The sequence below is a fragment of the Streptomyces sp. NBC_01237 genome (genome assembly GCF_035917275.1).
Taxonomy (GTDB): Bacteria; Actinomycetota; Actinomycetes; order Streptomycetales; family Streptomycetaceae; genus Streptomyces.
In genome coordinates, this window is record NZ_CP108508.1 from 518,469 (window position 1) to 531,108 (window position 12,640).

General features: G+C 71.4%; 12 protein-coding genes. 7 read left to right on the forward strand and 5 right to left on the reverse strand.

Going from position 1 to position 12,640, the window contains the following annotated elements; translation table 11 throughout:
* The first annotated feature begins 89 nt into the window (after nt 1-89).
* Complete coding sequence (locus OG251_RS02390) at nt 90-521, forward strand: DUF6083 domain-containing protein (RefSeq protein ID WP_326675339.1); 432 nt, start codon at nt 90-92, stop codon at nt 519-521.
* A 141-nt stretch (nt 522-662) separates the two neighbouring features.
* Here the strand turns inward: OG251_RS02390 and OG251_RS02395 are convergent, their stop codons facing one another.
* Nucleotides 663-1,259 carry a TetR/AcrR family transcriptional regulator gene (locus OG251_RS02395; RefSeq protein ID WP_326675340.1) on the reverse strand — a complete coding sequence of 199 codons (597 nt, stop codon included), beginning with the start codon at nt 1,257-1,259 and terminating at the stop codon, nt 663-665.
* Between the two features lie 120 nt (nt 1,260-1,379).
* On the opposite strand from OG251_RS02395, the gene OG251_RS02400 reads away from it, so the two are divergent.
* Entirely contained in the window at nt 1,380-2,642 is a 1,263-nt protein-coding gene (locus OG251_RS02400; RefSeq protein ID WP_326675341.1) for an MFS transporter, read from the forward strand.
* A gap of 12 nt (nt 2,643-2,654) precedes the next feature.
* Here OG251_RS02400 and OG251_RS02405 read toward each other — a convergent pair whose 3' ends face one another.
* The gene (locus OG251_RS02405; RefSeq protein ID WP_326675342.1) at nt 2,655-4,175 is read right to left on the reverse strand and encodes a SulP family inorganic anion transporter; all 1,521 of its coding nucleotides are present in this window, start codon (nt 4,173-4,175) and stop codon (nt 2,655-2,657) included.
* A 425-nt stretch (nt 4,176-4,600) separates the two neighbouring features.
* Here OG251_RS02405 and OG251_RS02410 point away from each other — a divergent pair, with 425 nt between their 5' ends.
* The gene (locus OG251_RS02410) at nt 4,601-4,990 is read left to right on the forward strand and encodes a MerR family transcriptional regulator (RefSeq protein WP_385894254.1); all 390 of its coding nucleotides are present in this window, start codon (nt 4,601-4,603) and stop codon (nt 4,988-4,990) included.
* 52 nt (nt 4,991-5,042) lie between these two features.
* On the opposite strand, the gene thpR is transcribed toward OG251_RS02410, so the two are convergent.
* Both thpR and OG251_RS02420 read right to left on the reverse strand, forming a co-directional pair.
* Nucleotides 5,043-5,639 carry an RNA 2',3'-cyclic phosphodiesterase gene (thpR, locus tag OG251_RS02415; RefSeq protein WP_326675344.1) on the reverse strand — a complete coding sequence of 199 codons (597 nt, stop codon included), beginning with the start codon at nt 5,637-5,639 and terminating at the stop codon, nt 5,043-5,045.
* 289 nt (nt 5,640-5,928) lie between these two features.
* A complete protein-coding gene (locus OG251_RS02420; protein ID WP_326675345.1) occupies nt 5,929-7,359 on the reverse strand; it encodes an amidase in 1,431 nt (476 codons plus the stop codon).
* A gap of 47 nt (nt 7,360-7,406) precedes the next feature.
* On the opposite strand from OG251_RS02420, the gene OG251_RS02425 reads away from it, so the two are divergent.
* The 3 genes from OG251_RS02425 (at nt 7,407) to OG251_RS02435 (ending at nt 10,046) form a co-directional block, all read left to right on the forward strand.
* Nucleotides 7,407-8,057: a TetR/AcrR family transcriptional regulator gene (locus OG251_RS02425; protein ID WP_326675346.1), complete on the forward strand. Its 651-nt coding sequence runs from the start codon at nt 7,407-7,409 to the stop codon at nt 8,055-8,057.
* Nucleotides 8,054-8,926: an alpha/beta fold hydrolase gene (locus OG251_RS02430; protein ID WP_326675347.1), complete on the forward strand. Its 873-nt coding sequence runs from the start codon at nt 8,054-8,056 to the stop codon at nt 8,924-8,926. Before OG251_RS02425 ends, OG251_RS02430 begins: the two co-directional genes overlap by 4 nt.
* A gap of 349 nt (nt 8,927-9,275) precedes the next feature.
* Nucleotides 9,276-10,046 (forward strand): MerR family transcriptional regulator, encoded by a 771-nt coding sequence (locus OG251_RS02435; RefSeq protein ID WP_326675348.1) that lies wholly within the window; start codon nt 9,276-9,278, stop codon nt 10,044-10,046.
* Nucleotides 10,047-10,156: 110 nt separating this feature from the next.
* On the opposite strand, the gene OG251_RS02440 is transcribed toward OG251_RS02435, so the two are convergent.
* Nucleotides 10,157-10,900 (reverse strand): class I SAM-dependent DNA methyltransferase, encoded by a 744-nt coding sequence (locus tag OG251_RS02440; protein ID WP_326675349.1) that lies wholly within the window; start codon nt 10,898-10,900, stop codon nt 10,157-10,159.
* A gap of 137 nt (nt 10,901-11,037) precedes the next feature.
* Between OG251_RS02440 and OG251_RS02445 the strand changes: the two genes are divergently transcribed.
* Complete coding sequence (locus tag OG251_RS02445; protein ID WP_326675350.1) at nt 11,038-12,516, forward strand: MFS transporter; 1,479 nt, start codon at nt 11,038-11,040, stop codon at nt 12,514-12,516.
* The last annotated feature ends 124 nt before the right edge of the window (nt 12,517-12,640 follow it).

The following is a 12,640-nucleotide window of genomic DNA, read 5'->3' on the forward strand; positions in this document are numbered from 1 at the left end:
CCCCGCAGCCCACCGGGCGGCATCTCCCCCGCCCGGCACGTCCGGATCGCGCCCTACCCGCCCCGGCAACCCGTCCGGACCCTGAAAACATGGGGGATTCCGGAAACATCACACCAGGCCCGGACAGTACCGACAACGCGTTCCGCGCCCTCCTCGAAGGCGCCACCGCCCCACGGCCGCCCGCCCCGCCCGACTGCCCGTTCTGCGACCTTCGCCAGGACCGCTACGCCACCCACTACGAGGGCCACTGGGTCCTCCTCGAACCCCGCGTCATCGTCCCCGCCCACACCGTGCCCCCGCGTCGGCGCTGGATCATCGCTTCGGACGGGGCCGCGATGAACCTGTGGGACGCCGAACCCCTCCCCGGCACCCAATGCCGCATCGCGCACCGCGTGGTCTGCCCCTACCTCAAGCCCGAAGACCCCTGGCCCTGGACAGCCTCGCTCCGGCGGGAGAACGAGCGACGGGCGCAGCGCCTGTTCGGCCTCCCGGTCGACCGGGACTTCCCGGACACCGGCTGACGGGCGCCCCGGCTGCCCTCTCCGGCGACCCGCGGCGGGTTCACCGGCCAGTGACCGGATCACAAGCCCCGCCCCCGGAACGGCGGTTCGGCCGGCCTCGTGGCGTCCGGGTCAGTCGCGTCCTTCGGCGCGTCGTGACGCTCAGTCGCCGTTCCGCAGGCCGTCCAGAACGAGGTCGACGGTGCGTTCGACCAGGGCGGCGTCCAGTGGGGCGTGCCGGAAGAGGGCCCGGTAGTAGACCGGCGCCGCGAGCGCGTCGAGGGTGAACTCCATCTCGGCCCGGTCGAGTTCACGGATGTCGCCGCGTGCGGCAGCGGTGCGCAGGACGGTCTCGGTGCTGCGTCGGCGGGCGTGGAAGACGTCGTCGAGGAAGCTCTCGCGCAGCTCGGGTTCACGGGCGAGGTCGGCGACGAGCGCGGGCAGGACGGGGCCCAGGACGGTGGTCTCGAACGCGGTGACCAGGCTGCCGATGCCGATGAGCAGGTCCGCGCGCAGGTCGCCGCTGTCCACCGTCGGCGTGGTGCCCAGGACCGTGGCCAGCGCGTCGGTGACCAGGTGCTGTTTCGAGGGCCAGCGTCGGTAGATGGCCGGGCGGTAGACGTCTGCGTTCTTCGCCACCTGCCCGATCGTGAGGTCGGCGTAGCCGACCTCGGCGAGCAGGTCGAGTGTCGCGGCGCGCACGGCGGCGTCGATCTGCGGATCCTTCTGGCGGCCGGCGGTGCGCGGGGACGGGGGCACGGGTGAGTCCTTTCGGTCGACTTACGGACTGTAACCGGATTTTGAATTGATACAGTCCGTACTGTATCAATTCAAGGTGACTCCGGCCCGAACGGGCCTCCCTCCGTCGAAGGACCTGCCATGCCCACTCCACCTCCGCGTCCCCCCACGCTCCGCGATACCGCGCCCACCTCACCCGTACCGATACCGGCGAGAACCGGTCCGGCGATCGGCGCCCTGATCGCGCTCGCCCTGGTCGCCCTCGACCTACGGGCACCGGTCACCGCGGTCGCCCCGCTGCTCGGCCGCCTCCGCGACGACCTGGGCCTGTCGGCCGCGGCGGTGAGCGCGCTGACCGCGCTGCCGGTCCTGTGCCTGGGCGTGTTCGCGTTCGCGGGCCCCGTGCTCGGACGGCGGTACGGCGAGGCGCGCGTGGTGCTCGCGAGCCTGATCCTGCTCGCCGTCGGCGCGACGCTGCGACTGCTCCCGGGAGCGGCGGCGTTGTTCGTGGGCACGGTGCTGGTCGGCGCGGCGATCGGGCTCGCCAACGTGCTGCTGCCCGGACTGATCCGGCGGCGCTTCGCGGGCGCGGTGGCGGGGGTGACCGCGTTCTACTCGGCGTTCCTGACCCTGGGCGGTGCGAGCGGTTCGGCGGTCGCGCCGCCGTTGGCCGACGCGACCGGATGGGCCTGGCGCGGTGCACTGGCGCTGGTGGCCGTCCCCCTGTCGATCGCGGCGATCCTGGCCTGGTGGCCGGGGGTGCGCGTGGACGCGCGGGCCGTCGACGCACCGACACCGCAGCGCGTGCGGCTGTGGCGGGACGCGACGGCGTGGCGGGTCACGGTCTTCTTCGCGGCGCAGGCGCTGTTGGCGTACGTCGTGTTCGGCTGGCTGCCCACGATGGCCCAGGACCGGGGCATCGGCGAGGCGCAGAGCGGCCTCCTGCTGTCGCTGACCAGCCTGGTGGGTGTGGCGGGGGCGGCGCTGCTGCCCGCGGTGTACCGTCGGCTGCCCGACCAGCGTGGGCCCGCCGTGCTCGTGGCGGTGCTCAGCGGGGCGGGTCTCGCCGGCATCGTCCTGGCCCCCGCGCCGGCGGGCGTGTGGGCCGCCTCCGTGATCCTGGGGCTCGGGCAGGGGGCCGGATTCGCGGTCGCGCTGAGCCTGATCGGGCTGCGTACCGGCAACGGCGACGAGACGTCGGCACTGTCCTCGATGGCCCAGGGCACCGGTTTCCTCATCGCCACGATCGGCCCGTTGGGCGCGGGGCTTCTGCACGAGGCGAGCGGCGGATGGGGCGTTCCCCTGGCGACGCTGCTGGCCGTGTGCGCGATCCAGGCTGCCGCAGGTCTCGGCGCGGGACGCGCCGGGCAGGTCCGGGGCGGGTCCGGCCCGGAGGCGGCCTGATATCCGACTCGTTCAGTGGCCGCCGGTGAGCTCGCCGGTGAGCCGGCCGTGAAGGTCGGCGCTGGGATCGTTCAGGCCGATGATCTCCACTGTCGTGCCGCGTCGGGCGTACTTGGTCTCGATGGCGTCGAGGGCGGCGACGGAGGAGGCGTCCCAGATGTGGGCGGCGGTCAGGTCGATGACGACCCTGTCGGGGTCGGTGGCGTAGTGGAACTGGGTGACGAGGTCGTTGGAGGAGGCGAAGAACAGCTCGCCGGTCACGTAGTAGACCACGGTGGCGCCGTCGGGGTCGGTGACCGAGGTGACGTCGGCGAGGTGGGCGACCCGCTTGGCGAAGATGACCATGGCGGTGACGGAGCCGACGACGACACCGATGGCGAGGTTCCCGGTGGCGACCACGCAGACGACGGTGACAGCCATGACGGCGATCTCGCCCGTCGGCATCCGCTTGAGCGTCTTGGGGGCGACGGAGTGCCAGTCGAAGGTCGCGAAGGACACCATCACCATCACGGCGACGAGCGCGGCCATGGGCATGTCGGAGACGACCGGTCCGAAGGCGACGCACAGCACCATCAGGAAAGCGCCCGCCAGGAAGGTGGACAAGCGAGTACGGGCGCCGGACACCTTCACGTTGATCATCGTCTGGCCGATCATGGCGCATCCGCCCATGCCGCCGAAGAAGCCGGTGACGATGTTGGCGATGCCCTGGCCGATGGACTCGCGGGTCTTGGAGGAGGGGGTGTCGGTGATGTCGTCGACGAGCTTGGCCGTCATCAGGGACTCCATCAGGCCGACCAGCGCCATGGCCAGGGCGTAGGGGGCGATCGTCGTCAGGGTGTCCAGGGTGAACGGCACGTCCGGAAGTCCCGGTACGGGCAGGGAGGAAGGCAGGTCACCCTTGTCGCCGACGGTGGGTACCGCGATCCCGGCGGCGACCGTAAAAGCGGTGAGGACGACGATGGATGCGAGGGGGGCCGGGATCACCTTGGTGACCTTCGGGGTGAGCACCATGAGGGCCAGTCCGGCCGCGATCAGCGGGTAGACGGGCCAGGGCACGTCGTGCATCTCGGGGACCTGGGCCATGAAGATCAGGATGGCGAGGGAGTTGACGAAACCGACCATCACGCTGCGGGGCACGAACCGCATCAGCTTCGCGACGCCGAGCGCGCCGAGGACGATCTGGAAGACCCCGGCCAGAATGACCGCGGCGATCAGGTGGCCGAGGCCGTGCTCGCGGTTGAGTGGTGCGATGACCAGGGCGACGGCACCGGTCGCCGCGGAGATCATCGCCCGCCGGCCGCCGACGACGGAAATGGTCACGGCCATCGTGAAGGAGGCGAACAGGCCGATCGCGGGGTCGACACCGGCGATGATCGAGAAGGAGATCGCCTCGGGGATCAGCGCGAGCGCGACCACCAGGCCGGCCAGGACCTCGGTGCGCCAGACCTTCGGGTCGGACAGCCAGTCGGGGCGCAGGCCGCGCAGCCGCGCGGCCGGGGACGGTGCGGAGGTGGACGGTGCGGACGTGAACAAGGGACGTACCTGCCGTGCTCGGGCACGCCCGGCAACCTTGGGCGTGCGGGAAGGACACGGGAAGGCCGGCACGGCATCCCGCGGAGCCCACGTACGGCGCGGGCTGAAGTCAGAAGGCAACGACGAGCGCGGGCGAGAACTCCGGGCGCGGCTCAGGGCGGAGAGTCACGGCGGGCAGGCGGCGCCGGGCGTCATGGGAATGTGCACGCTCTCTCCAGCTCGTACCGGTCTTCGCCGGGAGCATCGTCGGCCCCGACACGGCTGAGGGTCGCGGAAACGGTCCGTCCCGCACCATGGAAGCGGCGACGGTGTGGAGCCGATCCCCTGCGATCACATACTGTACCCTAACGTTAGGGTAGAGATCGGCTCGGTCTACCGCGACCTTCCGACAGAGAGAAACGGGTCCCCTCGTGAGCAGCGAGCAGATGCAGATCGGGGAGGTCGCCGCGCGGACCGAACTGTCGCTGCGCACCATCCGTCACTACGAGGAGACCGGGCTCGTCACCCCGTCCGCCCGCTCGCAGGGCGGCTTCCGTCTCTATACCGAGGCCGACGTGTCCCGTCTGATGGTCATCCGCCGCATGAAGCCGCTCGGCTTCACCCTGGACGAGATGCGCGAACTGCTCGCCGCCACCGACCGCCTCGACTCCGGCGAGGAACTGACGGCCGACGAGCTTCAGGCCCTGCTGGAGCGCATCCGCGGCTACGAGCAGGGTGCGTCGGAACAGGTGGAGAAGCTCCGCACCCAACTGGCGCGGGCGGAGGAGTTCGCCGCCGCGCTGCGCGAACGCCTCGGGCGCGCTCCCACCCTCTGACGGCATCCGCGTGAGCATCGCGGTCCCCCGTCGGCCGGCCCGGCCGGCTCGCTCAGGATCCGGTGAGGTTGCCGTTGCCGAGGGCCCAGGCCTCGATGTCGCGGTAGTGGATCGGCCCACGGCTCCGGCCGACGTTGCTGCCGACCAGGTGAAGTCGTTCGGCGGGCCATCGGCCGCCGGTGAATCCGGTGAACCGTTCGGCGATCTCTCCCGCCGAGGACCGGTCCCCTCGGCGGGCACGGGCCAACGTCAGATGCGGGCGCAGGGGTCGGTCCTCGAAGGTGACACCACAGCTCCTGACCGCGGCACGCACATCGGCGGCGAGCGAGTGCAGCTCATCGAGGTCTCCCTCGATTCCGCTCCACAGCACCCGGTCGTCGAAGGTTCCGCTGCCGCGCAGCGCCAGACGCGGTGATGGGCGCTGCGCTGCGAGGCCGGCGAGAGGCGGGCGCAGGATCGGGACCGTCCCGGCCGGCAGCTCCCCGAGGAACGCCAGGGTGATGTGCCAGTCCTCGATACGGTTCCACCGCATGTCGGGGTGCGTGTCATAGGCGGGGCGCAGTTCCCGGGCCAGTTCTTCCTTCGCGTGGTCGGGCGGGGCGAGGGCGATGAACACGCGAACGGTCGCGGGCTGAGTCTGTTCGTTCACACCGCACTTCGTACCGCACCCGGGTGGCCGGTGCGCACACCGGCCACCCCAGTCACGCGGTGGAGCGCCCGCGCGGAAGGTGGGACCGACAGCCTGGTACGGGCGGCAGCGGTGCGAGCGCGGGCCCCAGGCTTGCGTCACAGCGTGCCCCAGGGGCCTGCGTCACAGCGTGCCCCCGGGGTCTGCGTCACAGCGTGCCCCGCCCGTGCGGAACTCCGCCCGCGACGACCGGGGCCCTGCCCCCGACTGGGGGCGGATTCCGACGGCCGTCCGCCTCCGGCGTTCCCGTTCAGCCCGCCACCGGTGTGCGCGCCGCGGTCCGGTCGCCATAGCGACGGGCCCACGGCAGAGCCTCCTCCAGTGCGGCCGAGACACCGAACAGGAGATCCTCGCGACCCCACCCGGCCGTGAGCGAAACCCCCAGCGGGAGCCCCTCGGAGCTCCAGCCCAACGGCAGACTGACGGTCGGATACCCGGTGGCGTTCGCGATGACGGTGTTGCCCGTGAAGGCGGTCATCGCGGCCAGTTCCCCTGCCGGATCGTCATCGTCGCGGAGCTGACCGATGAGCGTCGGCGGCGTGGTCACGGTCGGGGTGATCACGATGTCGGCGTCCGCGTAGTCGAGCGTCCAGGCCCGCGCACGGGCCTGGACGACACCGATCGCGGCGGCCAGTTCGCCCGAGGTGCACTGCTGCGAGCGGGTCCGCAGGTGGCGGACGATCGGGCGCAGGGCCCTCTCGTCGAACGCCATGACCCGGGACCCGACCAGCGCGGTGAACATCACCCGGAACCCCTCGGTGAACTCGGGATCCGGCGCCTGGTCCCGGGCGAACACCTGATGGCCGAGTCCGGCCAGCGTCCGGGCGGTGAGTTCCGCCGCGGCGGCGACCTCGGTGTCCACCCGGGACCCCGAGACCGACCCCTGCGCGAGCGCCACGCGGAGCCGCGGCACGGGCGCGTCGCAGGCGCGTTCGTAACTGTCGACGCGGGGCGGATGCACGGTGCCGACTCCCGTACGGGTGGTCAGCGCGTCGAGGAACGCGGCCGTGTCGCGTACGGTGCGGGCGAGCGGACCCCGTACGGAAAGCCCCATCCCGTCGGAGCCGGCCGGGCCCGCGGTGACGAGCCCGCGGCTGGGCTTGAGCCCGACCACACCGCAGGCGCTCGCGGGGGAACGCACGGATCCCGCGGTGTCGCTCCCCTGCGCGAGCGGAACCAGCAGCGCGCCGACCGCGGCCGCCGCCCCGCCGCTGCTGCCGGCCGCGCTGCGGCCGAGGTCGAACGGGCTGCGCGCCGGTGGCGACACCTCGGGCTCGCTGTAGCAGGCCGCCCCGAACTCCGGAACGGTGGTCTTGCCGAGGCTGATCAGCCCGGCGTCGGCCATGACATCGACGATCTCGTCGTTGTGTCCGGGGACCCAGTCGCGGAAGAGCGCGGAACCCAGTGTGGTGCGTACGCCCGCCGTCGCCTCCAGATCCTTGACGGCGGTGGGCACGCCGAACAGGCGCGGCAGCCCGGCGCGGTCGGCCGAGCGCAGTGCGCGTTCGGCCGCGGCCGCCTCCGCGCGGGCCCGGTCGGCCGACACGGTGGTGAAGGCGCCCACCCGGTCGCCGCTTTCGATGCGGGCCAGCAGATGGTCCACGACTTCGGTGGGACTCGTGTCTCCGCACCCGTACGCGGTGGCCAGTTGAAGAGCCGAGAGGTCGTGCAACTCCGTCATGGGCGCTCCCATTGATGTTTCGTTACGCGTATCGATATGGTGCGGGCATGGTGGGCGAGAAGGCAAGTACTCCGAGGAACGGCCGTCCCCGGGCGGTGACGCTCGACGCGGTCCTGGATGCGGCGACCGGGATGGCCGACGACCGGGGTCTCGACGCGGTGACCTTCCGGGCACTGGCCGAACGGCTCGGTGTGTCGCCGATGGCCATCCACCGCACGACCGGTGGCATCGAGGCGCTCCAGCACGCGATGGTGTCCAGAATCGTCGGCGAGGTGACCCGGTCCGTGGTCTGGCCGGACGACTGGCGCGGTGTCGTCCGGCTGTTCGCGCACTCGCTCCACGACCTGCTCATGCGCCATCCCGTCGTACTGGAGGCACACCGCAGGGCCCCTCTCGTCGGGCCCGGCGCGGACGATGCCGCGCACCGGGTCGTCGCGGCACTGCGCTCCGCGGGACTCGACGACGAGTCCGCCGCGTACGCGTACGGCGCCCTGCACGACTTCGTCACCGGCCATGTGGCGATCCGCCTCGGCCGCGGCACCCCGGAACCGCACCGTTCCCCGCCCACGGACGGGGCCCGGTCCGTGTTCGCCGACCACCACGACTACGACCGCCGGTTCACCTTCGGACTCGACTTCGTCATCGGCGGAATCGCCGCCGCTGCCGCCACCCCCGTATCGCCCGAGGAGCAGAGATGACCCCCTCCTTGCAGGACCTGCCCGAGACGGTCCGTCTGACGGCCCCCGGCGGGCGCCGTATCGCCTACTGCTCGTACGGGGACCCCGCCGCCCCGCCCGTGATCGTGCTCCACGGCACCCCGGGCAGCCGTTTCGAGGGGGTCGCACTGCGGCAGGCGGCCAAGGACGCGGGCCTTCACCTGGTCTGCCCGGACCGCCCCGGATACGGCGAGACCGATCCCGTGCCCGGCCGGGGCTTCCACCGCTGGAACGACGACTTCGTGGCCCTGCTCGACCACCTCGGCCACGAACGGGCACCGCTCGTGGCGATCTCGGGCGGCGGCGGATACGCCCTGTCCGCCGCCCAGGCGCACCCCGAGAGGGTGTCGAAGCTGATCCTCGCGTGCGCCGCCGTCCCCGGAGCACCCCGTGGGGCGTACGCACGCCGGATCCCGGTCGTGAAGTGGCTGAACCGGCTGGTGCGCTGGGCCCCCGTGATCGCCCGGCCGATGCTCGCGGGGACGGGAGTCTTCAAGAGCACGCGAAACAGTGAGACACACCTCGCCGCCTGGCCGCTCGCCGACCAACTGATCATGAGGGAAGCGGAGTTCCGGAAGTTCTCGGAGCTGGACACCACCGAGGGACGACGTCAGGGCATGGACGCGGCCATGGCCGATCTCGCCGGGTATGCCCGCCCACTGCCGGAGCCGCTGGGATCGATCCGGGTGCCGACCGTGTTCATCCACGGCGAGGAGGACGGCAACGTCCCCATCGACGTGGCGCGTTGGGCGCACGCGCAGATCGACGGCTCCGAGCTGCGCCCGATCCCCGGCGGCGGGCACCTCTTCCTCCTCATGGACGCGGATCCGCTCCTGCGGGAACTCGCCTGAGCGGTACGCACGACCGTGTGCTCCGGCCGTCCGCCCGACCGTTCAGCCGCAGGGCAGCGCGCTGAACGGCCCCGCACGCTTCGGGCAGCTTCCCGGTAGTCGCCGTGTTGGGCGCCGACCTCGGTCAGCAGGCGCTGATGCCGGAACGGACGTCGCGGGAGATGCGTGAGGGCAGGACGGGACTGGACGCGGCGCTGGTGAGCGCGGTCTCGTACGGACAACAGCGCGTCATTTCCGACACCGCTCACCACCGCCTCTGCTTCGACCGCCCCGATGCCGTCGTCCGGCGATCCGCGACGTCGTGGACCGGGCTCGTCCCCGAGGGCTGTCCCCTAGGCTCAGCGCGCCCATGTCGCACGAGCATCCGAGGAGGACGGTGCTCACGGTCAGCCGGCTCGCGGCAACCGCAGGCGTGACCGTGCGCACCGTGCGCCACTACCACCACATCGGCCTGCTGCCCGAGCCCGAGCCCGAGCGCGACGCCTCCGGTTACCGCCGCTACAGCGCGCAGGCGGCGGTGGATCTCATCCGGATCAGGGCCCTCGCCGACCGGGGAGTGCCAATGGCCCGAATCGACGCGCCGCTGCATGCGCGGCCGACCGGGTTCGCCGCGGCCGTCACGGACATCGACGCCGAATTGCAGCGCAGGATCGGCCAACTCGCCGCATACCGCCGCGGGATCGCCGAACTGGCCGGAGACGAAAGGCTTTTCCTGCCCCCCGAGGTGGTCGCCGTCCTGAACCGGATGCGCGGTCTCGGGGTCAGCGAACTGAGGGTACGGCCTGAGCGGGACGCGTGGATCCTGATGCAGGCGCTGGATCCACAGGTTATGCCGGAACGGATACGGGACAAGAACGCCGGCCTCGACGATCCGGAGACGACGCGCCTGAATCTCGCCGGTGATCAGTCGGTCGACTGGGATCCGCGCGATCCACGCCTGGACCGGCTCATCGACGACCTGGACGCCTGGGAGATCGCACACGAACGGGACAGCAAGCGGGCCGGGTACCTGAAGCTGGTCCCGTCCCGGATATCCGACGCGTCACCGGCATGGCAACGCGTCCTCGAAGCGCTCGCCCACCGCGCCGGGCTGCGCCGACCCGCCGGGCACGACAGCTGAAACCGGCACCTCCCACGTCCGGGAGATCTGACGAGTTGTCCTGCGGGCGGCGCAGTGCCGAGCCGCGGCTCCCTGAACGGGGAGCCCGGAACGGGGAGCCCGGAACGGAGTTATCGTGCGGGTGGGATTCGGTAGACGGAGACATGGGAACGCGACTCGGCGGTGAACGCGGCGCCCTCCCAGTCCGCGTGCCTGGTCTCCAGCTCGAATCCGGCCAACTGCGCCATGAGGTCGAGTTCGGCCGGCCAGATGTAGCGGTGGGGGCTGCGGAACAGCGTGGCCCGCGTGGTCTCGTCGAAGCGGAAGTGGTGCGATACGACGTGCTGGCGCAGGACGTCATAGGTGTCCAGACCGATGTAGTCCGGTTCGGACTGCCAGACGGTGGCTGTCTCGCCCGGTGGGAGCTTGCGCAGCTCGGGCACCCAGAGCTCGACCACGAACCGCCCACCGGGCGCGAGGTGGCGGGCGGCGTTGCGGAAGCACTCGACCTGCTCGGCCTGGGTGAGCAGGTTGGAGATCGTGTTGTAGACGAGGTAGACCAGTGTGTACTTCCCGGACACGACCGTGGTCGCCATGTCACCGATGACGACGGGGACCGTCGCTTCGTCCGCCTTGGTACGCAGTTGCTCCACCATCGGCTGTGACAACTCGACGCCGGTGACAGACACTCCTCGCTCGGCGAGCGGGACCGCGACCCGGCCGGTTCCGATGGCGAACTCGAGCGCCGCTCCCTCCCCCGCGAGATGGGCCAGGCGCTCCACGGTCGGGCCCAGGACCTCGGGCGCGAACATGCCGGATCCTGGCGTGTCGTAGCGAAGGGCGGTATCGGCGTCCCAGATCTTCTCCTGCTGCATGCCGCCAACGCTGGACGCCGGCCCGCGCGCTGTCCAGCGAGTATTCGCCCCGGTCTGCCGGGCTCCCGCCCGGCGGGCAGGGCGCCGGTCAGGTGTTCCCCACCGGGAAACGTGCCGACCGGTCGTACAGTCGACACATGCCCGAGCTGAGCCACCGTCGGAAAATGCTCGTGCTGGCGATCTGCTGCATGAGCCTCCTCATCGTCAGCCTCGACAACACCATCCTCAATGTCGCCCTGCCTTCCATGCAGCGCGAACTGCACGCGTCCGTATCCGGGCTGCAGTGGACGATCGACGCGTACACGCTCGTCCTCGCCGCCCTGTTGATGCTCTCGGGATCGACGGCCGACCGGATCGGCCGCCGCCGGGTCTTCAAGACCGGTCTCGTCCTGTTCACGCTCGGTTCGGCGCTCTGCTCCGTCGCGCCGAACCTCGAATCGCTCGTCGCCTTCAGGATGGTGCAGGCCGTCGGTGGTTCGATGCTCAATCCCGTCGCGATGTCGATCATCACCAACACCTTCACCGGGCCCCGTGAGCGCGCCCGCGCCATCGGCGTCTGGGGCGGGGTCGTGGGTATCTCGATGGCGGCGGGTCCCCTGATCGGCGGGCTGCTGGTGGACTCCGTCGGCTGGCGGTCGATCTTCTGGATCAATCTGCCGATCGGAGCCGCAGCCCTGCTGCTGACCTGGCGGTACGTTCCCGAATCCCGCGCCCCCAAGCCCCGACGGCCCGACCCCGTCGGTCAGCTGCTGGTCATCGGGGTGCTGGGAGCGCTGACCTACGCGATCATCGAGGCACCCTCGGCCGGCTTGACCTCACCGATGATCCTGTCCTTCGCCGCCGTGTCGGTCCTGTCTCTGACGGGACTCGTCCTGTACGAGCCGAGGCGTGCCGAGCCACTGATCGACCTGCGGTTCTTTCGCAGTGCGCCGTTCAGCGGGGCGACCGTCATCGCGGTGTGCGCCTTCGCGGCGCTGGGCGGATTCCTCTTCCTGAACACGCTCTACCTCCAGAACGTACGCGGTCTGTCCGCGCTGCACGCCGGGCTGTACATGCTCCCGATGGCTGCCATGACCTTCGTCTGCGCCCCGCTCTCGGGCCGGCTGGTCGGCAACCGCGGCCCGCGTCTCCCGCTGTTGATCGCCGGGACCGCGATGACGGCGAGCGGTGTCCTCTTCGCCGCGTTCGACGCGGAGCGGACGACGACGCTGATGTTCACCGGGTACGTGCTGTTCGGCCTGGGCTTCGGCATGGTCAACGCCCCCATCACCAACACCGCCGTCTCCGGTATGCCCCGCTCCCAGGCGGGCGTGGCGGCGGCCGTCGCGTCCACCAGTCGCCAGATCGGCCAGACGCTGGGCGTCGCGGTCATCGGCGCGGTGCTGGCGGGTGGAGTCGTGGGCGCGGTGGGCTCGGCCCCGTACCGTACGGGGTTCGTCGACGCGAGCCGTCCGGCCTGGTGGATCATCACGGCCTGCGGTGCGTGCGTCCTGTTGGTGGGCGCACTGACCAGCGGCTCCTGGGCGGGGCGCACGGCACGCCGTACGGCGGAACTCCTGGAGCCGACGAAGACGGCCGCTCAAGCCTCGGCCGGGGCCGGGGCCGACAGCAGGTAGTCGTCCCGGTGGAGGAGGGCGGCTCCTGGCTGAGCGCCGGCCGCTTCGCGCGGCGGTGGCGGTGGAAGCCGTGGCGGGCGGTCCCCGCGCCTCGGCCAGGGGCCGTTCCGACGGCACGGGCACC

Excerpts from the sequence above, each read along its gene's own strand:
- OG251_RS02390 (WP_326675339.1), top strand. The coding sequence starts at position 90 with ATGGGGGATTCCGGAAACATCACACCAGGCCCGGACAGTACCGACAAC.
- OG251_RS02400 (WP_326675341.1), top strand. The coding sequence starts at position 1,380 with ATGCCCACTCCACCTCCGCGTCCCCCCACGCTCCGCGATACCGCGCCC.
- OG251_RS02410 (WP_385894254.1), top strand. The coding sequence starts at position 4,601 with ATGCAGATCGGGGAGGTCGCCGCGCGGACCGAACTGTCGCTGCGCACC.
- OG251_RS02420 (WP_326675345.1), bottom strand. The coding sequence starts at position 7,359 with ATGACGGAGTTGCACGACCTCTCGGCTCTTCAACTGGCCACCGCGTAC.
- OG251_RS02425 (WP_326675346.1), top strand. The coding sequence starts at position 7,407 with ATGGTGGGCGAGAAGGCAAGTACTCCGAGGAACGGCCGTCCCCGGGCG.
- OG251_RS02430 (WP_326675347.1), top strand. The coding sequence starts at position 8,054 with ATGACCCCCTCCTTGCAGGACCTGCCCGAGACGGTCCGTCTGACGGCC.
- OG251_RS02435 (WP_326675348.1), top strand. The coding sequence starts at position 9,276 with ATGTCGCACGAGCATCCGAGGAGGACGGTGCTCACGGTCAGCCGGCTC.
- OG251_RS02440 (WP_326675349.1), bottom strand. The coding sequence starts at position 10,900 with ATGCAGCAGGAGAAGATCTGGGACGCCGATACCGCCCTTCGCTACGAC.
- OG251_RS02445 (WP_326675350.1), top strand. The coding sequence starts at position 11,038 with ATGCCCGAGCTGAGCCACCGTCGGAAAATGCTCGTGCTGGCGATCTGC.